The organism is Streptomyces sp. NPDC041784, assembly GCF_055591025.1.
The window spans coordinates 1-21429 of record NZ_JBVJAB010000031.1; the positions used below are offsets into that span (position 1 = coordinate 1).

The 21429-nt window shown below is 71.3% G+C and carries 20 protein-coding genes and 1 pseudogene; 6 read left to right on the forward strand and 15 right to left on the reverse strand.

What is annotated here, in order from left to right:
- Window positions 1–333: 333 nt before the first annotated feature.
- A complete protein-coding gene (locus ACZ6D7_RS39205; RefSeq protein ID WP_469501369.1) occupies window positions 334–567 on the reverse strand; it encodes a hypothetical protein in 234 nt (77 codons plus the stop codon).
- Window positions 568–614: 47 nt separating this feature from the next.
- On the opposite strand from ACZ6D7_RS39205, the gene ACZ6D7_RS39210 reads away from it, so the two are divergent.
- The 4 genes from ACZ6D7_RS39210 (at window position 615) to ACZ6D7_RS39225 (ending at window position 3599) form a co-directional block, all read left to right on the forward strand.
- Entirely contained in the window at window positions 615–848 is a 234-nt protein-coding gene (locus tag ACZ6D7_RS39210) for a hypothetical protein (RefSeq protein WP_469501370.1), read from the forward strand.
- 176 nt (window positions 849–1024) lie between these two features.
- The gene (locus ACZ6D7_RS39215; RefSeq protein ID WP_469501373.1) at window positions 1025–2236 is read left to right on the forward strand and encodes an ABC transporter ATP-binding protein; all 1212 of its coding nucleotides are present in this window, start codon (window positions 1025–1027) and stop codon (window positions 2234–2236) included.
- Window positions 2233–2934, forward strand: coding sequence for an ABC transporter permease (locus ACZ6D7_RS39220; protein ID WP_469501376.1), 702 nt, complete (start codon window positions 2233–2235; stop codon window positions 2932–2934). Before ACZ6D7_RS39215 ends, ACZ6D7_RS39220 begins: the two co-directional genes overlap by 4 nt.
- Entirely contained in the window at window positions 2931–3599 is a 669-nt protein-coding gene (locus ACZ6D7_RS39225; RefSeq protein WP_469501379.1) for an ABC transporter permease, read from the forward strand. The genes ACZ6D7_RS39220 and ACZ6D7_RS39225 overlap by 4 nt, the downstream gene beginning before the upstream one ends.
- Before the next feature lie 99 nt (window positions 3600–3698).
- Here ACZ6D7_RS39225 and ACZ6D7_RS39230 read toward each other — a convergent pair whose 3' ends face one another.
- From ACZ6D7_RS39230 to ACZ6D7_RS39245, 4 genes are read right to left on the reverse strand one after another with little or no spacing between them, the layout of a single operon-like run.
- A complete protein-coding gene (locus ACZ6D7_RS39230; RefSeq protein ID WP_469501381.1) occupies window positions 3699–4298 on the reverse strand; it encodes a GTP-binding protein in 600 nt (199 codons plus the stop codon).
- Window positions 4285–4725: a DUF742 domain-containing protein gene (locus ACZ6D7_RS39235; RefSeq protein ID WP_469501383.1), complete on the reverse strand. Its 441-nt coding sequence runs from the start codon at window positions 4723–4725 to the stop codon at window positions 4285–4287. The genes ACZ6D7_RS39230 and ACZ6D7_RS39235 overlap by 14 nt, the downstream gene beginning before the upstream one ends.
- Window positions 4726–4768: 43 nt before the next feature.
- The gene (locus ACZ6D7_RS39240; protein WP_469501386.1) at window positions 4769–5245 is read right to left on the reverse strand and encodes a roadblock/LC7 domain-containing protein; all 477 of its coding nucleotides are present in this window, start codon (window positions 5243–5245) and stop codon (window positions 4769–4771) included.
- Window positions 5242–8304, reverse strand: a complete 3063-nt coding sequence (locus tag ACZ6D7_RS39245) for a sensor histidine kinase (RefSeq protein ID WP_469501388.1) — start codon at window positions 8302–8304, stop codon at window positions 5242–5244. The genes ACZ6D7_RS39240 and ACZ6D7_RS39245 overlap by 4 nt, the downstream gene beginning before the upstream one ends.
- Before the next feature lie 390 nt (window positions 8305–8694).
- On the opposite strand from ACZ6D7_RS39245, the gene ACZ6D7_RS39250 reads away from it, so the two are divergent.
- Window positions 8695–9663, forward strand: coding sequence for an ABC transporter substrate-binding protein (locus ACZ6D7_RS39250; protein WP_469501390.1), 969 nt, complete (start codon window positions 8695–8697; stop codon window positions 9661–9663).
- A 156-nt stretch (window positions 9664–9819) separates the two neighbouring features.
- On the opposite strand, the gene ACZ6D7_RS39255 is transcribed toward ACZ6D7_RS39250, so the two are convergent.
- The 9 genes and pseudogenes from ACZ6D7_RS39255 to ACZ6D7_RS39295 all read right to left on the reverse strand — a co-directional run bounded on the left by ACZ6D7_RS39255 (window position 9820) and on the right by ACZ6D7_RS39295 (window position 18918).
- Window positions 9820–11214 carry a glycoside hydrolase family 43 protein gene (locus tag ACZ6D7_RS39255; RefSeq protein ID WP_469501393.1) on the reverse strand — a complete coding sequence of 465 codons (1395 nt, stop codon included), beginning with the start codon at window positions 11212–11214 and terminating at the stop codon, window positions 9820–9822.
- Between the two features lie 133 nt (window positions 11215–11347).
- Window positions 11348–11947, reverse strand: a complete 600-nt coding sequence (locus ACZ6D7_RS39260) for a GTP-binding protein (protein ID WP_469501395.1) — start codon at window positions 11945–11947, stop codon at window positions 11348–11350.
- The gene (locus ACZ6D7_RS39265; RefSeq protein ID WP_469501398.1) at window positions 11934–12290 is read right to left on the reverse strand and encodes a DUF742 domain-containing protein; all 357 of its coding nucleotides are present in this window, start codon (window positions 12288–12290) and stop codon (window positions 11934–11936) included. Before ACZ6D7_RS39265 ends, ACZ6D7_RS39260 begins: the two co-directional genes overlap by 14 nt.
- 1 nt (window position 12291) lies before the next feature.
- Window positions 12292–12726, reverse strand: coding sequence for a roadblock/LC7 domain-containing protein (locus tag ACZ6D7_RS39270; RefSeq protein WP_469501401.1), 435 nt, complete (start codon window positions 12724–12726; stop codon window positions 12292–12294).
- An 11-nt stretch (window positions 12727–12737) separates the two neighbouring features.
- Window positions 12738–15368 (reverse strand): sensor histidine kinase, encoded by a 2631-nt coding sequence (locus ACZ6D7_RS39275; RefSeq protein ID WP_469501404.1) that lies wholly within the window; start codon window positions 15366–15368, stop codon window positions 12738–12740.
- A gap of 141 nt (window positions 15369–15509) precedes the next feature.
- Entirely contained in the window at window positions 15510–16541 is a 1032-nt protein-coding gene (locus ACZ6D7_RS39280) for a substrate-binding domain-containing protein (RefSeq protein ID WP_469501406.1), read from the reverse strand.
- Between the two features lie 260 nt (window positions 16542–16801).
- Window positions 16802–17637 (reverse strand): annotated as a pseudogene (locus ACZ6D7_RS39285) (SAM-dependent methyltransferase).
- Window positions 17638–17794: 157 nt separating this feature from the next.
- A complete protein-coding gene (locus tag ACZ6D7_RS39290; protein ID WP_469501408.1) occupies window positions 17795–18253 on the reverse strand; it encodes a DUF6114 domain-containing protein in 459 nt (152 codons plus the stop codon).
- Window positions 18250–18918: a DUF6230 family protein gene (locus ACZ6D7_RS39295; protein ID WP_469501411.1), complete on the reverse strand. Its 669-nt coding sequence runs from the start codon at window positions 18916–18918 to the stop codon at window positions 18250–18252. Before ACZ6D7_RS39295 ends, ACZ6D7_RS39290 begins: the two co-directional genes overlap by 4 nt.
- A gap of 703 nt (window positions 18919–19621) precedes the next feature.
- On the opposite strand from ACZ6D7_RS39295, the gene ACZ6D7_RS39300 reads away from it, so the two are divergent.
- Window positions 19622–20257 (forward strand): Tat pathway signal sequence domain protein, encoded by a 636-nt coding sequence (locus ACZ6D7_RS39300; RefSeq protein WP_469501413.1) that lies wholly within the window; start codon window positions 19622–19624, stop codon window positions 20255–20257.
- A gap of 18 nt (window positions 20258–20275) precedes the next feature.
- On the opposite strand, the gene ACZ6D7_RS39305 is transcribed toward ACZ6D7_RS39300, so the two are convergent.
- Window positions 20276–21235 carry a lytic polysaccharide monooxygenase auxiliary activity family 9 protein gene (locus ACZ6D7_RS39305; protein ID WP_469501416.1) on the reverse strand — a complete coding sequence of 320 codons (960 nt, stop codon included), beginning with the start codon at window positions 21233–21235 and terminating at the stop codon, window positions 20276–20278.
- Window positions 21236–21429: the final 194 nt, after the last annotated feature.

Sequence of the window (21429 nt, forward strand, 5' to 3'; positions counted from 1 at the left end):
CAACATCCGTGCTCGCGCGGAAGAGTTGTGGCGACGCGGGGCGCAGTCAACCGCCCCAGACCCACCCCCCGAACCCGAGGGTGGGACCGGACGCAAGCGCAGCACCACAGCCAGTGGCGCCCGCTGTGCAAGCCCGGGACTCTAGTCCCGGGTCGTTGACGTACGTGATCATCTCGGACGACACCTGGGTGCCGCCGCCCATGCCGCCACCGCCGCCCGAGCCGGCCGCCCCTGCCGTGCCGGATCCCGACTCCGTCGTGCCGGATCCGACTCCGTCGTGCCGGATCCCGACTCCGTCGTGCCCGACTCCGTGGAGTTGCTGCCCGTCGGGGGCTACCCCAGCTGTCCGCCGTCGTCCGAACCGCTCTGGGCCTGACCGGAGTCGGTGCCCGGGCCGCCGCTGCCGCTCGGCCGCTGACCGCCGCCCCCGCCCATGCCCCTCGTACCGCCGGTGCTCGGACCGGCCGTCGGGTTGGTGCCGTTCGTGGCGGAGGCCGCCGCCGAGGCGGAGTACGCGGCCGGGCCGGCCAGCAGGGCGACGACCGCGGCGACCGCCGCGAGGCACATCAGCGAAGAACGCGGGCAGGACGACGTACGCCTGCATCATCTTGGTGTTGAACGCGAACCCGATGGCGACGCCCGACCACACCAGCGGCATGGCCCGGCCGGTACGGACGGCCTTCAGCAGGGCCGCCGCGCCGAGCAGCATCAGGCGGCCGCCCGTCTCCGCCGGCCGCCGGGCGTGGACCAGCGGCAGCCGCAGGGTCAGGTCCGGCGCCACGGCCTTCGTTTCGTTCATGTCGGTGACGATCGGGGGCGTCTCTGGGGGATCCCTGAGCCGCTCCTGAGGGGAGAGTGAGAATCAGCGGATTCACAGGCCGCGCACAGTCGGCGCGGTGCACGGAACCCGCGTCTCCCGTCAAAACCCCCGCAACACAAGCGGTCTAGACTCTGTCCGCAACGGCTCGGACTCAGATGGTCGAGAACGGGCGGAGAGTGCCAGACCCGAAGGGCGTTCGGCGTTTTGATACGGATAGATTCAGTCACCAAGCGGTACCCGGACGGCACGGTGGCGGTGGACCGGCTCTCCCTCGAGATACCGGACCGCGCGATCACCGTCCTCGTCGGCCCCTCGGGATGCGGCAAGACGACCACCCTGCGGATGATCAACCGGATGGTGGAGCCCAGCGAGGGCACCATCTCCATCGACGGCAAGGACACCCGGCAGCAGCCCGTCAACACCCTGCGCCGGTCCATGGGTTACGTCATCCAGAACGCCGGGCTCTTCCAGCACCGCACGATCATCGACAACATCGCCACCGTGCCCCGGCTGCTCGGCTGGAGCAAGGACAGGGCGCGGACCCGGGCCCGGGAACTGATGGAGCGCGTCGGCCTCGACGCCTCGCTCGCCAAGCGCTACCCCTACCAGCTCTCCGGCGGCCAGCAGCAGCGCGTCGGCGTGGCACGGGCGCTCGCCTCCGATCCGCCGGTGCTGCTGATGGACGAGCCGTTCTCCGCCGTCGACCCCATCGTCCGCAAGGGACTCCAGGACGAACTCCTGCGCATCCAGGAGGAGTTGGGCGAGACGATCGTCTTCGTCACGCACGACATCGACGAGGCCGTCAAACTCGGCACCATGGTCGCCGTGCTGCGCACCGGCGGCCGGCTCGCCCAGTTCGCGCCGCCCGCCGAGCTGCTCTCCCGGCCCGCCGACGCGTTCGTCGAGGACTTCCTCGGCGCCGACCGCGGCATCCGGCGGCTGTCGTTCTTCTCCTCCGCGGGGCTGGACCTGCTCACCGCCCCGATCGTCGCGGTCGACGCGAGCGCCGAGCAGATCGCCGACCGCACCACCGCCGACGTCCCCTACCTCCTCGTCACCGGCCTGGACGGCAGGCCGCTCGGCTGGAGCGAGCCGGACGCGCTGACCGCCGGGCAGGTCGACACCGGCCGACTGCTGCCGTACGGACGGCCGTTCGTGGCCGGACGGGACTCGCTGCGGTCCGCGCTCGACTGCGCGGTGCTCTCGCCCACCGGCTGGGCGGTCGCCGTCGACGGCGAGGGCCGGGCCGCCGGTGTCGTCTCCCAGACGGCCATCGGCGAGGCGATCCGCGGCGCCCACGCCACGGACACCACCGGCCCCACCGGCGCCACCGGCCCGACTGGCCCGACTGGCGTCGGCGACGCGGCCGACGCGGCTGACACGGGTGCCGCAGCCGTGCAGAAGGCCGTCCGGTGAACGGTTTCTTCGACATTCCCAGCGACCTCCAGCACAGCTGGGCCGGTCTGATCGGGCTGCATCTGCGCGAGGCCCTGCTGCCCGTCCTGGGCGGACTGCTGCTCGCGCTCCCGCTCGCCCAGCTGTGCGTCCGGCTGCGCTGGCTGTACCCGCCCGTGCTGTGGGTGACGACCGTGCTCTACGCCATCCCCTCGCTGGCCTTCTTCGTCGTCCTCATCGACTACACCGGCCAGACCGAGGTCACGGTGATGATCCCGCTCACCGTGTACACCCTCGTCGTGCTCGTCCCGGCGATCGTCGACGGTGTCCGTTCGGTCCCGCAGGAGACCCTGGCCGCCGCGACCGCCATGGGCCTGGGCCCCGTACGCCGTTACGTCCAAGTCCAGTTGCCGATCGCCGTGCCGGCCATCATCGCGGGCCTGCGGGTGGCGACCGTGTCCAGCATCAGTCTCGTCAGCGTCGGCACCCTCATCGGCAACCAGGGCGCCCTCGGCAACCTGCTGCACGACGCGACCATCTACAACCGGCCCGAACTCGCCTGGAACGCCGTGCTCACCATGGCCGGCCTGGCGATCCTCGCCGACGCCCTGCTGGTGGGCGTCCGTGTCCTGCTGACGCCCTGGATGCCGAGCGGCACGGCCGGCCGCGGCAACGCCCGCGCCGACGGCCGGGCCCGTAAGGAGGCTGCGGCCCGGTGAACGTACTGCACTTCGTCATCGCGTTCTTCAGCGAGAACGCGTACTGGCACGGCTACGACGGCATCCCCACCCGCGTGGGCGAGCACATCGGGTACACCCTTCAGGCGCTCGCCCTGGCCGCCCTGATCGGGCTGCCGGTCGGCCTGGTCACCGGGCACTACGGGCGCGGCGGAAACACGCTCTCCCTGATCGCCACCGCCGCGCGGGCGCTGCCGACCTTCGGTCTGCTGGTGCTGATGACCATGCTGATCGGCTTCGGCATGCTGCCGGTGATGATCCCGCTGGTCGTGCTCGCCGTCCCGCCGATCCTGGTCACCACGTACGAGGCCGTGCGCTCCGTCGACCCGTCCCCGGTGGACGCCGCGCGCGGCATGGGCATGAACGAGGCCGGGATCCTGCTGCGGGTCGAACTCCCGGTCGCGCTCCCGCTGATCCTCGGCGGCCTGCGCTCGGCGGCCATCCAGATCGTCTCCACGGCCACCATCGCCGCGTACGTCAGCCTCGGCGGCCTCGGCCGGTACATCGTCGACGGCCTCTACCAGCGCGATTACGAGAAGGTCGTCGGCGGCGCCACCCTGGTCGCCGCCCTCGCCCTGGTGACCCTCGCGCTGTTCTGGGCGGTGAGCCGGGTGGCGGTGTCGGCGGGGGTACGGCGGAGCGCCTAGCCGTATCGGCCCCGAGCCGTATCGACCCGGAGCCGTATCGACCCGGAGCCGTATCGACCCTGAGCCCGAGGGGGGAGTCACGCCCCCTCAGGCCTCCTGTCATCCCTGGGTACGGGCCAGTGCCTGTTCCAGGACGACCAGCAGCGCGTCCCGGACCGAGCCGCGTTCGCGGGCGTCGAAGACGAGGACCGGGACGCCGTCGGACACGTCGAGGGCCCAGCGGACCTCCTCCAGCGTGTGCGCGACCTGGCCGTCGAAGGCGTTGACGGCGACGGCGAACGGGATCTGCTTGTGCTCGAAGTAGTCCACGGCCGCGTAGCAGTCGTCGAGCCGGCGGGTGTCGACGATGACGAGCCCACCGACCGCGCCCTCCACGAGGTCGTCCCACATGAAGCCGAACCGTTCCTGCCCGGGCGTGCCGAACAGGTACAGCTTCAGGGTCGGGTCGATGGTGATGCAGCCGAAGTCCATCGCCACCGTCGTCGTGGTCTTGCGCGGTGTGTGGCTGAGGTCGTCCACACCCGCGGCGACCTCGGTGATGGCGGCCTCGGTGGTGAGCGGCTCGATCTCGGAGATCGAGCCGACGGCGGTGGTCTTGCCCACGCCGAAGCCGCCCGCGATGACCAGTTTCACCGGCAGCGGCGGCCGTACGACGGCCTGGCCGGTCCCGGATCGGACCAGCGGTTCAGTCGGAGTCACGGAGTACCCCCCGGGAGTCGGGGATGGCCCGCAGGCCATCGATAACCCTGCGCAGTACGGACGCGTCGTGGGTGACGCCGGAGTCGGGCACGTGCACGGACAGCTGCCCCGCCGCCCGCAGGTCCTCGGCGAGCACCCGCACCACGTTCAGGTGCAGCTTCAGCCGGGCGGCTATCTCCGCGATCGACTGCGGTTGCCTGCATGCGGCAACGATGTCGTGCTGTTCGAACGAGAGCGTGTCGAGCGCGTCGAGCCCGTCGGCGGTGGCCACCAGCTGGGTCTCGACGGGCATCGTCCGGCCGGACGACGCCTCGCCCGCGCCCGCCACCCGGCCCGCGGTGACCAGGAAGGGCCGTACGGCGGGCGCGGGGCCGACCGGTGGGAAACCGTCGTCGCCCGCGCCGCGCGGAGTCCGGCCGTCCGCCATCGGTGTCGTTCGCTTCCTCTGCGCTTCCTACGGTGCCGGCCGCTCAGCGCGACCTGGTGGCGCCGACGCTGTTCTTCAGCTCCAGCACCAGCTGCGGGCTGAGCGCGGCACCGGCCCGGTTGGCGAACACCGTCATCTCGTAGGCGATGTTGCCCAGCTTGGCCTCCTTGTCGGTGACCACGCCGAGCACGGCGCCGCTGCCGATGGCGGAGACCAGGACGTGACCGCCCTCCAGGTCGATGATGACCTTGTTCAGAGCGCCCAGGCCGTAGTTGCCGGAGGCGCCCGCGGCGAGGCTGGTCATGCCGGAGACGATCGCGGCCAGCCGCTCGGAGTCGGCGTGCTCGCGCAGCTCCGACACGGCGATCAGCAGACCGTCGGAGGACACCGCGATCGCGTCCACGACGCCCGCCGTCTCGGTGGCGAAACGATTGAGCAGCCAGGTGAAGTCGGCTGCGGCCGCCCGCAGGTCGGTCGGCGTGGCGTCTCCCGCGGGAGTCTCACCTGTCGACGTGCTCACTGCTCGGCTCCTTCCGGAAGGTGGTTCTGGTGGTGCGCGGGGTTCCGGTGGTCGTTCGGGACCCTCTGGTCCTGCTGGTCCTGCTGGTCCTGCTGGTCGTGCTGGTCATGCCGGTTGTGCTGGTCCTGCTGGGCGTCGCGGCCGTTCTCGCCGCTCTCGCCGTTCTGGTCGCCGCGGCCGTTGCGGCCGTGCGGATGGTCCGGATGATCCGGGTGGTGCGGGCGGTTCGGGTGGTGCTGCTCGGTGGGCTGCGGGTGTTCGCCCGTGTCGCCGACCGTGTCGCGGTGGGCGCGCTCCACGGCCGCCTCGAACTCCTCCAGCGCGCTGCGCACGGCGTCCGCGTCGGCAGGGCGGGAGGCCCCTCGCGCCGTCTGCTGCGCGGCGTCGACGGTGGTCCGCAGGGTGGCGCCGCGGACGCGGCGACGGAGGGGGCGGGGGCCGTCGTCCCCCGCGGCCACGGCACCGTCTTCGGCGGGTACGGCACCGTTGCGCGGGGCGCGGCCGTTCGTCGGCGTGGGCTCGGCGGCGCGGGGCGTGCGCCTGACCGGACCGCCGTCGCGGGCGGGTTCGGGCGTACGGGTGTGAGGGACGGGGGTGGCGCCGCCGCTGGTCGTGGTGCCGGCGTCGGCCCGCACACCCTCGACACCGGCGCGGGCCGAGGAGCCCTCGGCGCTGGTGCGCGGTGTCGGCACGGCCGGGGCGCCGGAGCGTACGGGCTCCGTCGTACGGCGCGAGGTGTTCGTGTCGGGCGCGATGCCGGTCGTACCCGCGCGCTCGGCCGGGACGGCGTCCGGCGCCGTCCCCTCGGCGGGCGACCCACCGGTGGCGGTGTCCGTCCCGTCGGCGGGCTCGTGCTCGGTGGCCTCGTTCCCGGCGGCCTCGTGCTCGTTCTCGGGCTCGTCCTGCGGGCCGGCGGGCTGATCGCGGCGCGGCACCCGGCGCGGCAGCGGGACCGCCTCCTCGACGGCGGACGCACCGGCCTCGGGCGACACGGAGGACGCGGGGGACGGGCCGGCCGACGGGGCCGAGGGCGCGGGCAGCGCGGCCGGGGCCGAGGCGTCCGCCGGGACGTCCACCCCGCTCAGCGTCAGCAGCAGGGACGACGGGAGGCTCACCTCGGCCGTCACACCGCCGCCCGGGGTGCGGGAGAGGGTGACGTCGATGTCCCAGCGGCGGGCCAGGGCGCCGACCACGAACAGGCCGAGCACCTTCGTCGGCACCAGGTCGAGGCGCTCACGGCGCACCAGACGGGCGTTCTCCTCGGCCAGCCGCTCGGCGCTCATGCCCAGGCCGTGGTCGGCGACGGTGATCGTCGCGCCCGCGTCCCCGGAGTCCACCGCCACCTCGACGGCGCTGCCCTCGGGCGAGAACGACACGGCGTTCTCCAGGAGTTCGGCGATCATCAGCGTCAGGTCGCCGATGATGTCGGGCTCCACCATCGTCTCGGAGCCGGCGTACAGCCGCACCCGCTGGAAGCCCTCGATCTGGCCGAGCGCGGCGCGCACCACGTTGGTGAGCGCGGTCGGGCCGGAGTCAAGGACGGTCTCGCGGATGCCGGCCAGCAGCATCAGACTGTCGGCGTTGCGGCGCAGCCGGACCGCGATGTGGTCGATGGAGTAGAGGCGTTCGAGCAGCGCCGGGTCGGTCTCACCGCGCTCCACCGCGTCGATCAGGGCGAGCTGGCGGGTGGTCAGGTTGCTGACGCGACGGCCGACGTTGCCGAACATCTCGGCGACGTTGCGCCGGCTGAGCACCTGGCGCTCCAGCAGTGCCGCCGCGGTGGTCTGCACGTTGTTGAACGCCTCGGCGAGTTCACCGATCTCGTCGTCCGCGGTGACCGGCAGCTCGCGCAGCTGCGGCGACCCGGACTCCTCGGCGTCGTCGTCGGCCACCCGGGCCAGCTCGCGCCCGGCGATGTCGGCGACCTCCTGCGCGGCACCGGTCAGCGCCAGCACCGGCCGCACCACGGAACGGCGGACCATGACGGCGAAGGTGATCCACAGGGCGAAGCAGAGCAGCGCCAGGTTCAGCAGCAGGCCCGCGCGCCACTCGGCGCTGGTCGCGGCATCGTCGGCGCGGTCGGCGATCTCGTCGATCAGCGAGGTGGTGATCTTCAGCCGGGCCTCGGCCTGCGCGCTGTACTCGGGGTAGGAGGCGATGGCCGCCCGGAACGCCGTACGGATCCCGGCCTGCGACTCCGCCTGCAACGCGCTGGGGTCGACGGAGAGCTCGGCGAAGTGCTGGCCGATCGCCGCCTGCGAGGAGTTGTGCTCGATGCCGCCGAGCCGGTCGGTCTGCGCCTCGGTGGCGAACCGGGCGAACCGCTCGGCCTGGTACTGGTACACCTTGTACGAGCCGACCGCGCCGGTGAACTCGATGAGCGCGTTGCTGTCACCGGTGCGCGCGGAGAACACGCCGGTCTCGTAGGCGCCGTGCGCGGCGTCGGCGCGCAGCAGCGAGTCGAGCAGGTTGCCGGTGAAGGTGGTCGCCAGGCCCGAGTTGCGGTCCAGACCGAGGCCGTCGATGAGGGCCTTGGCCGCGCCCGAGTACGCCGGGTCGATGTTGTCGGCGGGCAGATAGCCCTGCTCGATGGTGCTCCGCAGGCCGGCCAGGCCCTGGATCTCCCGCAGCGCCTGCGCCTCGGTGCCCGGCAGCCGGTCGCCGAAGGTGTCGATCACCTTCCTGACCTGGTCGTCCACGGCGAGCTGCGCCTGCCGGTAGGCGTCGGTGGAGGGCGTGCCGCCGTCGAAGGACGCCTGGTAGCGCACGGAGAGCAGGATCGCCTGCTGGTGCTCGTCCTGGAGTTCGGCGACGAGCCGTGCCACCTGGGAGCTGTCGCGCACCAGCTGGGCCGCGGACTCGGCGCGGTTGGACTCCTGCACCAGATCGGCGATGAGGTACGTCAGCAGCAGGGCGATCACCGTCAGCGGGATGCCGACGAGCACGTTCAGCTTGCGCTGGAAGGGCCACCGGTCCGCGAAGCCCCGCAGGCCACGTCGCGCGGACGACGGGGCCGAGGATGCCGACCGGGCGGGCGCGTCCACCTCTTTCGTGGACACCGGGCCTCCTTCAAGGGGGTCTTGCGAGCGTGGCCGTGGTACGCGTATGGCCGAATGCGAACGAAACGACACCGAGCGGCCCCCGCACACCGCTGTGGTTGACGCCAACTCAGGGGACACTATCGCTTCTTTGTGCGGCCCTGCGTGTTGCACTACGTCAAGAATCCATTACGAAGCGCCCTCACGTTCCCCGGAAATGGCCACTGAACAACACACAAGTGACCACGAATCGAACCCAATCGGTAACCGGTACGCACTTGACTGACCAAGAACGGGGTGGATTGGATCAGGCCAGAGTGTTTCCGCGTCCGTCGGCTCCGTCATGCCGACGGCCCGCCTCGACAGTTCCACCGCGACACCTCATCGCCCCCCAGAGCTCGGAACGGAACCGTGACTTCCAACGCCCACAGCAGCAGGTCCAGGTCCTTCAGGAACCACCCCGGCGCGGCGGCCGTCGCGCTCGCCGCGATCGCGGCCCTGCTGACGGGATGTTCCTCCTCGTCCGACGACTCCTCCGACAACCCTCTCGACGGGGACAAGGCGTCCGGCGGGACCGTCGTCGTCGGCTCCAACAACTTCGCCGAGAGCATCCTGCTCGCCGACATCTACGGCGAGGCCCTGAAGGCCAAGGGCATCAAGGTCTCCTACAAGCCGAACATCGGCAGCCGCGAGACGACGTACGGCCTGCTCAAGAACGGCTCCGTCACCGTGCTGCCCGAGTACAACGGCTCGCTGCTGGCCTACCTCGACGCCAAGGCCGAGCAGAAGTCGCTCGCGACCGTGAACGCCGCCGCGCAGGCCAAGCTCGACCCCAAGCTGACGCTGCTGGAGTCGTCGCCGGCCGAGAACAAGGACTCCGTCACGATCAACGCGGAGACCGCGGAGAAGCACGGCCTCACCGCCGCCTCGACGCTCGCCGACCTCAAGGACATCGCGCCCGAGCTGGTCCTCGGCGGCTCGCCCGAGTTCCAGACCCGGCAGCAGGGCATGCTCGGCCTGGAGTCGGTGTACGGGCTGAAGTTCAAGTCCTTCAAGGCGCTCGACGCGGGCGGCCCGCTGACCCAGGCCGCGCTGAAGAAGAACACCGTGCAGGCGGCGGACATCTTCACCACGGACCCGACCATCACCAAGGAGAAGTTCGTCGTCCTCCAGGACCCGGAGAACCTCTTCGGCTACGCGAACGTGACGCCCCTGGTCTACAAGAGCGGGCTCACGCAGGAGGGTGTCGACGCGCTGAACGCCGTCTCCGCCAAGCTCGACACGAAGACCCTGCTCGACCTGGACTTCCAGGTGCAGCTGGAGAGCAAGGACCCGCTGGACGTCGCCCAGGCCTGGCTGAAGTCGGTGGGCCTGGACTGATCCCGGCCAGGCCACTGACCCACCCTGGCAACGGACACCGGACGGCCCCGGCCGGGCCGTCGTCCTGAACGGCACCCCCTCACCGTCGGCGAGCCGATCACGCTCGCCGACGGTGACGCCGTACCCACCGTCGCCGGGCTGTGAGACCTACGGCGGTCAGTAGCCGACCTGGAACGTGGCGTCCTGTCGCTCCGTGGTCGTCGAGATCGGGTCGATCCGCAGGACGTGGTCGGCGTGCCGGATGTACCGGGTCGGGTTGTTGTACGACCGGAACGACGCCCAACTCGCGTCCGCCAGGCCCGCCGTACGGTAGAAGGTCGCGTCGCCCGCGAAGGTCGAGGTGCCGTCGTTGACGTCCAGCCGGAGCTGGTAGTTGTAGTGCCGCAGGTAGCGGGTCGGGTAGTTGACCGAACGGAAGGACACCCCGGAGCCGTCCGCGAGGCCCGGCACCAGCGTCCACAGCGAGTCCTTGTACGGCTCGACCGGGTACTCGTCGATCCGGCCGACGTATCCGGAGTGGCGGACGTAACGGGCGGGGTAGTTGTACGACTTGAGCCGGTTCCAGACGGGGGCGCCCCAGTGGGCGATGAGGTTGTCGTACTGGGCCGTGGTGATCGTCGCGATGCCGCAGTGCTTGGAGTTGACCGGCTGGGTGTAGGTCCGCTGGTCGAGCGCGGTCCAGGTGCCCGCCGCGAGGTCGGTGGACTGCCAGGCGTAGAAGACCCCGTTGGGCGTGTAGGTGTCACCCCAGAGCCACCAGGCGTTGGACGTCAGGGACTTGACCAGGGTCGGGGCCTCGGTGCCGCCGTGCGCGACGCCCGTGCTGAACTCCGTGAAGCTGCCCGGGTCCAGGGAGGTGGACCGCGCGCCCACGAGCGTCTGGTTCTTCTTGAAGTAGAGGTAGTTGACGCCGTTGACGCCCACGGCCATGTCGCCGTCGATCACGTCGTAGCCGGGGTCGAAGAAGACCTGGGGCGCCGACGCCGTCACGAAGTCGGTGGTGTAGTTGACCATCAGCACGTTGTGGCCACTGGAGTTCACCGACGAGTACACGACCGCGTACTGTCCGCGCCCCGCGTCCCAGAAGGCCTCCGGTGCCCAGCTGTGCGTCGTCATGTCGTGCAGCTTCAGCCGGTGGTAGCCGGTGAAGGTGCGCAGGTCGGTGGAGTTCCAGACGTGGATGTACTGGCTGTTGTAGCTCCAGTCGGTGCCCTTGAGGTCGGTGGCGAGCACCACGAACGTGCCGTCCTGCTTGCGCAGGATGAACGGGTCGCGCAGCCCCAGCGCGCCCTCGGTGGGCGTGACCACCGGGTTGTTCTGGTTCAGCGGCGTCCAGCGCAGCCCGTCCGTGCTGACGGCCAGATGGAGGCCGTAGTCGGTGCCGTCGCCGAGGTTGGTCGACTCGGTGAAGTAGCACATCACGTACGCCGAGTCGGCCGCGTGGGCGGTTCCGGCACCGAGGGTCAGGGCGCCGGTCATGGCCAGCGGGGCGGCGGCGGCCATACCGAGGACGAGACGGCGGGAGGGGTGCGGGCGGGGCGGGGGAGTCATGCGTGCTCCAACGGGGATGCGGGCGCCCTGGGGGAGGGGCTTGGCGGGGGGAACTGCGCACACGGCCGTCCGAAATCCCGAACGCAGTTCGGAAGATCGATCAGAAGGTAGGGGTGGGGCTGAAGTGCGTCAATCAGTGTGTCGGGCTTGGCTGAAATTCGACGTCCGCGATCAGCCGGTCGATCAGAGCGATCAGCACGTCCCGGCACGACCGGCGCTCCCGCGCGTCGCACAGCAGCACCGGAACGTGCGCCGGCAGCGCCAGCGACTCCCGGATCTCCGCCGCCGGATAGGGGTGCCGGCCGTGGAAGCCGTTGACCCCGACGACGAACGGGATCCGCCGCCGTTCGAAGAAGTCGATCGCGGCGAAGCTGGACTCCGGCCGGCGCACGTCGACCAGCACCACCGCCCCCAGGGCACCGATGGCCAGGTCGTTCCACATGAACCAGAACCGCTGCTGCCCCGGGGTGCCGAAGAGGTACAGCACCAGGTCGTCGCTGATCGTGATCCGCCCGAAGTCCAGCGCCACGGTGGTGGCCCGCTTCTCCTCGATGCCCTTCAGGTCGTCGACGTCCAGCCCGGCGACGGTCAGCGGCTCCTCCGTGCGCAGCGGAGTGATCTCGCTGACCGACCCGACCATGGTGGTCTTGCCGACGCCGAAGCCGCCGGCGATGAGGATCTTCACCGCCTCGGGCGCCACGACAGCCCCGTCGGTGTGATCAGATCCGGCCAAGGCCGTCCCTCACTTTCTGCAACAGGTCCAGGTCCGGAGTGCCGGCGAAGGAACGCGGCGGACGGGCCGTGATCAGGCCCGCCTCCAGCAGATCGCAGAGCATGATGACGACCACGCTCACCGGCAGGTCGAGATGGGCCGCCAGTTCCGCCACCGCCACCGGCCGGGCGCACAGCCGCAGGATCCGGGAGTGTTCCGGCTGCGGCCGTACGGCCCGCTCGGGCGGCGGGTCCACGGCCGTGACCGTCGTGATGAGCGTGAAGTCGGCGCGGCTGGGCCGGGTCCGCCCACCGGTCAGGGCGAACGGCCGGACGAGTCGGCCCGCTTCGTCGCCTCCGCTCACCTCACCCGCCGTGGGTGCGGACGGCGGGACCGACACCGGTCCGCGGCGCCGCGCTGAGGTGCTCGCCGATCTTCTTCACCAGCATGTTCATCTGGTACGCCACCACGCCGACGTCCGCGTTCGAGCCGGCCAGCACCACGAGATGGGCCCCCGGACCGGCCGAGGTGAGGATCAGGTAGCTGTGGGCCATCTCGATGAGCGCCTGGCGCACCGGGCCGCCGCGGAAGTCCATGCTGACGCCCTTGCTGAGGCTCATCAGACCGGAGGCGGTCGCGGCCAGCCGTTCGGCGTCCTCGCGCAGGAACCCGGTGGACTTGCTCACCACCAGCCCGTCCTCGGAGAGCACGACGGCCTGGTTCACATCGGCGACCCGGTCCACGAGACCGGTGAGCAGCTGGTCGAGCTGGGTGTTCGTGGCGGGGAGGGAGCGTGTCATCGCGGTGTCCTTCATGAGCGGTCGGCGGGCGGGGTCGGGGTCTGGGGTGCGCCGGCGGAGACCGCCGGGCCGGGGTCCCGCGCCGGGTCCGCCTCCTCGGGGCCGGACGGCGGGTCGTCGTCGGCGTCGCGCGCCCGGAGCGTGCCGCGCTGGAATCCGGCGAGGGAGGAGGCGGCGCGCTCCGCGGTGAAGTCGTCGAGGAAGCCGTCCTCCGGCACGGGCGACGGCGCGGCCTCCTCGCGCAACTCGGCGGCGAGGCTGGTCTGCGGGACCCGCCGGGGGAGCGGGGTGAGGCCCTCGGGGCGGGGACGGTCGTCCGAGGTGCCGTCCGCCGGGGGCGCGGCGGCGGGCACCGGTGGGGCGGGGGACGTCGAGGTGGGAGACGTCGAGGTCGGGGACGTCGAGGTGGTGGAGGCCGGTGCGGAGCGGTGCCGTATCGGTAGGGGCGGCTGACCGTCCGGTCCCGGCCTGCCGGGCGACGGCTCGGGAGCGGACGTCTCCTGCTCCGGGGGGACGCCGGGGGTCTTGGGGGCGGGCGTGGGTGAGGAGGCGGGTGTGGGTGTAAGTACGGGCGCGGAAGACTCGTACGCCGCACCGGTCTCCTCCGGCACCGCACTCGACGCCTTCGGTTCCGCACTCGATGCCTTCGGCTCCGCGGTCGATATCTCCGGCGCGGGGGAGGTCCCGGGCGCCGGGTACCCCGCGCCGAGGGCCTCCCGTACCACGATCTCGTGCGGGACCAGGACGATCGCGGTCGTCCCGCCGTACGGCGAGGGGCGCAGGGTCACGGCGATGCCGTGCCGGGTGGCGAGCCGGGCGATCACGAACATGCCCAGCCGCAGGTCGTCGGCGAGCGCCACCACGTCGAACTGCGGCTCCACCGCCAACTGGGCGTTGAACGAGGCGTAGTCCTCCTCGGACAGACCGAGACCGCGGTCCTCGACCTCGATCGCCAGCCCCTTGGCCACCAGCGCGGCCCGCACCCCGACCGGGCTCGGCGCCGGTGAGTAGGAGGTCGCGTTGTCGATCAGTTCGGCCAGCAGATGGATCACGTCGGCGACGGCGGGCGGAGCGATGGACACCTCCTCCTCGGTGTGCACCTCCACCCGCCGGTACTCGGCGACCTCGCCCACCGCGCTGCGCAGGATGTCGATCAGCGCCACCGGCTCCGACCAGCTGCGCCCCGGCCGGCCGCCGCTGATGATGACGAGGTTCTCCTCGTAGCGGCGCAACTGGCTGGCCGTGGAGTCCAGTTCGTACAGCCCCTTGAGCACTTCGGGGTCCTGGTGCAGGCGCTCCAGCGCGTCGAGCTTGGAGAGCTGGAGGTTGACCAGGTTCTGGCTCTGCCGGGCGATGCCCAGGATGACCTTCTGGAAACCGCGCCGGGTGTCCGCGAGTTCGACGGCGGTGTGCACGGCGGTGCGCTGCGCCGTGTTGAACGCCTTCGCCACCTGGCCGAGTTCGTCACCGCCGTAGTCCAGGGGCGGAGTCGCCGAGTCCACGTCGACAGTCTCTCCCCGGTCGAGCCGTGCCACCACATCCGGGAGCCGCTCGTGCGCCAGGCTCAGCGTGGCCATCCGCAGCCCGCGGAGCCGTCGGGACAGCGAACGGGTGATCCGCCAGGACATCACGACGCACAGCAGCAGCGCCACGAGGCCGCCGGTGCTCAGCGCGGCGGCCTTGATCAGCAGATCGCGCGCTTCGTCCGCGCTGCTCTGGAGCAGCGCCCCGGTCTGCTGCCGGATGAGCGCCGAGTACTCGTCGGAGACCTCGATGAGCGCCGCCCGCCACTCCTTCCGGACGTCCGGCAGGGGGATGTCACCGTTCGCGCCCTGGTCAGCCCGGGCCGCGAGCACCCGGTCCTCGACGGACTCCAGCGTCCGCCATTGCGCGCTCTGCAGGATCCTTTCGGTCTGCGTCTTCGTCGAGCCGGTGAGCGAGGGGACGATCTGGTCCTGCACCAGCCAGCGGCGCGCGTTCACCGTCTGCGCGAACGCGGCCCACGCCTTCTCGTCCATCCGCCCCTGCGGGCCGGCCAGGGTGAGGTACAGATCCTCCTCGGAGACCAGTTCGGCCGCGTGTTCCAGCGCGACCAGCGGGCCGGCCTGCGAGGTGAGGTCGCCGTCGTCGACCTGCGACAGCTCCTGGAAGGCGTGGATCTGGTCGTCGATGATCGACGTGTACTGGTCCAGCGCCTGCGCCGCCGTGATGTCGGTGGGGTCGTCCACCTGTCCCCGGTAGTACTCCAGGCTGCCCACGGAGGCGACGACCGAGTACATCCGGTCCCGGACACGGGTGGGCGCCTGCTGGATGTCGTCCGCCCGCGCGACGAGTGTGGCGACCGCCGCGTCCGTCCGCCTGCGCGCGGCCTCCAGCGGCGCGCGGGAACCGTCGGGCGTGGCCAGCCACACGGCCGACAGGCTGCGCTCCTGCTGGAGCGCGAGCGTCGCCTCGGTGCCCATGGCACCGGTCGACCGGCTCAGTTCGGTCTGCGCGCGCAGCCGCAGCCCCTCCGAGAACATCTGGATCGTCGTCACACCCCACATCGCGGTGAGGGTGACGCCGGGCACCAGCGCCAGGAGGATCAGGGAGAGACGTATGGAGCCGAGACGGCGGCGGCGGGCACCTGTCCGTGGAGACATAGTCGTCCTAGGGCGATCAACGGGGAGGCGGGGAGCGGAGGAACGGGGGAGCGGGGAAGCGGGGAATCGGGGAGGCGGGGGCTGGAAAGTGGTGGATCCGGGGGAGCGGGAGTAGGCCGGCCGTCGGGGGCAACTGCCGGGTCAGCGGGTGCCGTTGGCGATGAACCGGGCCACCGAGGAGATGTTGGTCTTCGTGACGAAGGCCGGACCCGTCAGTACCGGGGCCACCCCGCCGCCGCTGATGTTGCCGTTGGTCTCGTGGAGCCACAGTGCGTCCACGGCGAGATAGCCCTGGAGATAAGGCTGTTGGTCCACCGCGAACTGCACCCTGCCGTCGCGGACCGCGTCGACCAGGTCCTGGTTCAGGTCGAAGGTGGCGACCTCGGCCCCGCTGCCCGCCTCTTCGGCCGACTTCACGGCGGCGAGCGCGAACTGCGCGCCGTTGGTGATGACTTCGTCGACGTCGGGCTCCTGGCGCAGCGCCGTCGTCACGGCCGCGGTCATCGCGTCCATGTCGGTGCCGTCGACGTAGAGCATCTCGGTCCGGCCGGCGAACGCCTTCTTCACGCCCGCGCAGCGCGCCTCCAGGGCGATGTTGCCCCGCTCGTGGATGACGCACAGGGCGTGTTGCGCGCCGAGGCCGTCCAGCTTGTCGCCGACGGCGCGACCCGCGACGCTCTCGTCCTGGCCGAAGTACTCCAGGAGCCCCGCCGACTGCCAGGCGTCGATACCGGAGTTGAGACCGACCACCGGGATCCCGGCCGCCTCGGCCTCGGCCACCGGGCCCTTCATCGCCTGCGGCTTGGCGAGCGTCACCGCGATGCCGTCGACCTTGTCGCGGATCGCGTCCCGCACCAGCTCGGCCTGCCCGGCGGCGTCCGCGTCGCTCGCGTACGTGAGGTCGACGCCGTCCTTGGCGGCCGCCGCCTCGGCGCCCTTGCGCACCCGTTCCCAGAAGACGTCGCCCTCCGCGCCGTGCGTGACCAGGGCGACCTTGATCCGGCCGCCCGAGCGGCCCGCCGCGTCCGAGTCCGAGGCCAACGACGCCCCGCCGGAGCAGCCGGCGAGGAGGAGACAGCAGACGGCGGCCAGGGCGGTCAGCGCGGTCGGGGCGGCCGCGGTGGCCGGGCGGGCGAATCCGAGGGCGGTCGAGGCGGGGAGGGGAGTGTTCATGGGGGGCTGCACCTCGCTGTGCGGCAGAACAGGAGTACGGGGCGAGCGCCGCTGGTGCGCAGGGGTGGTGCACCGGCGAAAACCTTGGGTTGGCTCGGAGCCAACCCTGTGTGACCGCTGGTAGTCAAGTGACCAACCACGTGGTGTGAGGTCCCGCCGCCGCATTGTGATGTGGCGTCGGCCGAGAAGGGCGGAGCGGGGGCGGAAAACGGTATAGCCGCAGGGTGATTGACTGTCGGTCAATATGTGACGCCCCCGCGTCAGGGCTTGCGCGCCACCGCCCCGTACATCGCGATGTCCTCGTCCCGGACCACTTCGGTCCCCGTGCCGTCCGGACGCCAGTGGTGCACCTGGACGATGCCCGGGCGACGAGATCGAGCCCGGTGAAGAACTCCGCCGCCTCCGCCCGGGTGCGCAGCCGCATCGGCATACCCCGCGCCGCGTACTCCCGGGCCACCCGGCCCACCTCGTCGGGCGCGAAGTCCGCGGTGCCGACGGACATCGCCAGGTAACTCCCCGACGGCAGCGGGTCGAGAAGCCGGCGGACGATCCCGACGGCGTCGTGCTCGTCCAGCAGGAAGTGCACGATCGCGATCACGGTGAGCGCGACCGGCCGGCCGAGGTCGATCGCCGTACGGAACTCCGGCGCGGCCAGGATGCCCGCCGGGTCGAGCATGTCCGCCTCCAGGTACGCCGTACGGCCCTCGGCCGAACCGCGCACCAGATTCCGGGACAGCGTGAGGACGAGCGGGTCGTTGTCGACGTACACGACCCGGGCGTCGGGGGCCTCCGTCTGCACGATCTCGTGGATGTCGGGCGATGTGGGGATGCCGCTGCCGATGTCCAGGAACTGCCGTATCCCCGCCTCCCGCGCCAGATGACGCACCGCGCGGTTCATGAAGTCCCGGTTGGCCCGCATGTGGACGGGAAGCGCGGGCCACTGCGCACACATCGCGTCCCCGGCGTCGCGGTCGGCGGGGAAGTGGTCCCTGCCGCCGATGATGCAGTCGTAGATCCGCGCGGAGTGCGCCGTCCCCGTGTCGATGCCGTCGATGCCGTCGAAGTCACTGAAGCCGCCGAAGTCGTCGATGCCCATGAGGCCCGACGTCCCACCGGACAGCGGTGGTCGGCGAGTGAACGAAGCCGGCGGGGCCGCGGACGCCTGCTTCAGAGCAGGTCGTCCCGGCCCCGCCGGTGAGGTGACGTACATCCGAAGGGTCTGACCGGTCCGAAGGGACGTGGCAGGCCCGGTCTCAGGCGGGTTCGCCCGCCTCGGGCAGCGAGCCCGGCCGGAGCGTCTCCGCGGCCGCCGCCCGGGCCTCCTTGCGCCGCTTGCGGCGGCTCACCCGCGGATCCTGGTCCGGCAGCCAGCCGAAGGTCAGGCAACTGCCCACGACCCCCAGCAGGATGCCGACCATGAAGCCGCCGATGTTGGATGTGAGCCAGGTGCCCAGGGAGAGCAGGACGGCGAGCACGGAGTAGAACAGCCGCTGCGCCGGGTTGAAGAGGATCAGCAGGCCGCAGACCACCATCAGGGTGGGCAGGAGGTAGCCCGCCAGGCCCTGCATGCCGACGTGCAGAATCACCGGGAGCGGTGCCTTCATGGTCAGCAGGATCTCGCCGCCGGCCAGGACGAGCAGCAGTCCGCCCACGAAGGGCCGACGTCCCCTCCACTGCCTGAAGTCGCTTCTCCACCGCTGGGCGCGGGTCACTGCGGGCAGCCCTCGCTCCCGAACTTCATGTGCAGGTTGGGCAGCTTGAAGACGGCGGCGGTGGCCGCGTAGTTGTGCTGGTACAGGTCGGTGATGACGACCGAGTCCGCCTGCTGGCCGTACACGCCGGGAGGACCCTGGATCGGGACCTTGTCGAAGGTGCTGGAGTCGCGGCCGATCTCGATGTTGTTGAACTCGGCGTTGCCCGTGATGTCGTCGGAGTCGATGGCCAGGTTCTTCACGCTGACCGGGGTGGCTCCGTCGCCGGCGGTGAGCACCAGCTGGATGCCGCCGAGGTCGACGCTCTGGCAGAGGTTGGTCAGCTTGCCGTTCTTCACGACCGAGGTGACGACCAGGACCTGGCCGCCGGTGTCACCCTGGTTGGGGCTGTTCTCGATCATGTTGTCGAGCCCGCCGAACTGGGCGAAGCCCTGTCCTTCGAGCTTGTCGGCGGTGACCACGAACGGCATACCGGAGATCGCGAACTGCACGCCGAGGGCTCCCTCGGCGGTGAGGATCGCGAGTCCGGCGGCGACCGCGGCGGCCGGTACCGCCATCACAGCCGCCCGGCGCAGCCGGACCCGGCCGCGTCTCTCTGCGGAACCGTTTTCCGGGGTCCCGGGGGTGTTGTCGGCGGACGACGTGACGTCCGAGGACGAGGCCATGTCTGCTCCCATGCGCTGAGTCGTGCGGGTTGGGCTTCAGTGGCACGTTGTCCTGGCGCGGACAGCGGCTGTCGCGCACGCCCCTCACAACTCCCGGAAGGCGCAAGGGCTTTCTGGTTACGCGGCAGTAGCCATCGAGGAAGTTACCGATGGTTACAGTCAGGGGTCAAGGGAGATGTGGAAAAAGAGTGTTCACTGTGTGCCGCTTGTGGATCAAGTCCGCCACGAGACCCGTGGATATACCTGTCGGACCATCAACTTCCTTACAAACTATTGACGTTGACGGAATCCCAGGTCTACAACTCTCCCTGGCTCAGCCCGGATCCGTGGCGCCGGATCCGTTCCGCGGCGACCCGGCCGCGTTCCCGGACGTTCAGCACCACGACCGGCGGTCTCCGCTCACGTACGGGCCGCCGGTGTCCGAGTCCGATCCCTTCACGGCGCCGGTACGGCCGCTTCCCCCCGCGGGCCGCGCCCGGTCGCCCCTACCGCCCGGCCCGGCCGGAGAGTACCCACCCCGTGCCCTCCGGCCGGTCACCGGCCGGCTGCCGTTGCCGGCCCGTCCCGTACGGAGAAGGCGTCACGGGCCGGCGACGGCGGACGCCGACCCGCGCCCCCCACCTCACGAGACCACCTTCCAGGGCGCCCTCGGGCTCCCGTCAACTCCCCCTGAGCGTCACCCAGTTGAGAAAGAGGCACCCGCATGCGCATTCGCCCCCTCCTTGCTGTCGTCGGCACCGCTGTCGCCCTCACCCTCCCGGCGGTCACCCCGGCCGCGGCGGCCGGCGCGGTCCTCACCACCGACGGTGGCGACGTCGCGGTCGGTGACGTCCTGAACGCGTCCCTGGCCAGCGGCACCACCGCCACCCTCTACTCGAGCGCGACCGGCACCAGCGGTGTCACCTGCGCCAGCTCCGCGTTCAGCGCGACCGTCACCGACAACCCGACCGCGCCCGGCACCGCCACCGAGTCGCTCACCGCGCACTCCTTCGGCAACTGCACCGCGAACGTGATCGGTGTCCTCGGCGTCACCAGCATCACCGTCAACAACCTGCCGTACACCGCCAGTGTCTCGTCCGGCGGCACCCTCACCGTGACCCCGGCGAGCGGCTCCACCATCCAGACCACGGTGGTGCTGCGCACCCTGCTCGGCAGCATCAACTGCGTCTATCAGGCCGCCAGCCTGACGGGCACGGCCAGCAACACGGACAACAGCATCACCTTCGCCGCCCAGCAGTTCACCAAGTCGTCCGGATCCTCGCTCTGCTTCGCGAACGGTTACTTCACCGCGAAGTACGCCCCGGTGACCGCCGGGGGCGCGGCCGTCACCGTCAACTGATCATCTCGGCAGCAGAGTTCAGCGCCGTCGCAGACGCAGGACCAGGGCGGTGCCGCCGGTGAGCACCAGCACCGTGGCGGCGCCGCCCGCCAGCAGCGGCGTGGACGGCCCGGAACCGGCCCCGGTGGCACCCGCCACCGGGGCGCTCTGCTCGGTGGCCGCGGCGGCCCGCGCATCGTCGCCGACACCCGGTGCGGCGGTGGCCGACGGACTCGCGGAGGCCGGGGACGGCGTCGCCGACGCGGTCGGCGTGGCCGAAGGGGGCGCCGTCGTCTCCTTACCGGATTCCGGGGCCTTCTGCGTCTCCCCGCTCTGCTGCGTCTCCCCGGTTCCGCCCGCCCCCGGGAACACCACGTCCGAGCACGAGTAGTACGTGTCGGGCGTACTGCTGTTCTGCCAGATCGTGTACAGCACCTGACGGCCCGTCCGGCCGGTCGGCAGCTGCGCGGCGAACCGGTACGCGCCGTTCGTCAGCTTCGGGTCCTTGATCTCGGCGAACGGGCGATCCGGCAGATCGGCCCAGGTCAGCGGCTTCGCGGGATCGTATCCCTGCTTCGTCAGGTACAGCTTGAACGTGCCGGTGTGCGGAATCGTCGAGGCGTACGTCATCCGCAGTGTCCCGCCCGCCGTCACCCGGGTCGACGGCCAGTCGGCGCGGGCCAGGTCGAGGCCCTTGTAGGCGGGCAGCCCGCCGCTGCACAGCTTGCCGTCGGGGACGGTCTGCCGGTCCCGGCCGTTCACGTTCGCGACGCGCAGGTTGTCCCAGGCGGCGAAGGCGGTGCCGTTCGCCGCGACGGCGGCCTTGCAGGCCGCGCTGCCGGTCTGCGCGCCGTCCGGGGAGCAGCCGTACACCCGGCTGACCGGATCCGTGGGCGCGCCGTGCGCCAGGGCGGGACCCGCGGCCCACAGGTTCAACAGGAGCGGGGTCGCGGCGGCGGCCGCCAGGGCGGCGGTGCGATGGGCGGTCATCCGGGGCATCGGGGACGTCTCCTCGGCCGGCGGGAACGGTCTGTCGGCTTCAGTACGGGAATCCGGCCCGGCGCGTTCAGTTCGGCACCGGGCGTCTGTCGTGGGAGCGAAGCGGGGCATTGGCGGTCAACCCGCTGAGGCAGAGGGTGGGTTTCCGGCCTGATCGAGGGTTTCCCCTGTATCCGGATGACTGTTCCTTTGCC

What these genes read in the sequence shown, in the direction of transcription:
- ACZ6D7_RS39205 (WP_469501369.1), bottom strand. Translation starts at nt 567, where the DNA reads ATGTGCCTCGCGGCGGTCGCCGCGGTCGTCGCCCTGCTGGCCGGCCCG.
- ACZ6D7_RS39235 (WP_469501383.1), bottom strand. Translation starts at nt 4,725, where the DNA reads ATGGCGGACGGCCGGACTCCGCGCGGCGCGGGCGACGACGGTTTCCCA.
- ACZ6D7_RS39255 (WP_469501393.1), bottom strand. Translation starts at nt 11,214, where the DNA reads ATGACTCCCCCGCCCCGCCCGCACCCCTCCCGCCGTCTCGTCCTCGGT.
- ACZ6D7_RS39270 (WP_469501401.1), bottom strand. Translation starts at nt 12,726, where the DNA reads ATGACACGCTCCCTCCCCGCCACGAACACCCAGCTCGACCAGCTGCTC.
- ACZ6D7_RS39275 (WP_469501404.1), bottom strand. Translation starts at nt 15,368, where the DNA reads ATGTCTCCACGGACAGGTGCCCGCCGCCGCCGTCTCGGCTCCATACGT.
- ACZ6D7_RS39280 (WP_469501406.1), bottom strand. Translation starts at nt 16,541, where the DNA reads ATGAACACTCCCCTCCCCGCCTCGACCGCCCTCGGATTCGCCCGCCCG.
- ACZ6D7_RS39295 (WP_469501411.1), bottom strand. Translation starts at nt 18,918, where the DNA reads ATGGCCTCGTCCTCGGACGTCACGTCGTCCGCCGACAACACCCCCGGG.
- ACZ6D7_RS39300 (WP_469501413.1), top strand. Translation starts at nt 19,622, where the DNA reads ATGCGCATTCGCCCCCTCCTTGCTGTCGTCGGCACCGCTGTCGCCCTC.
- ACZ6D7_RS39305 (WP_469501416.1), bottom strand. Translation starts at nt 21,235, where the DNA reads ATGCCCCGGATGACCGCCCATCGCACCGCCGCCCTGGCGGCCGCCGCC.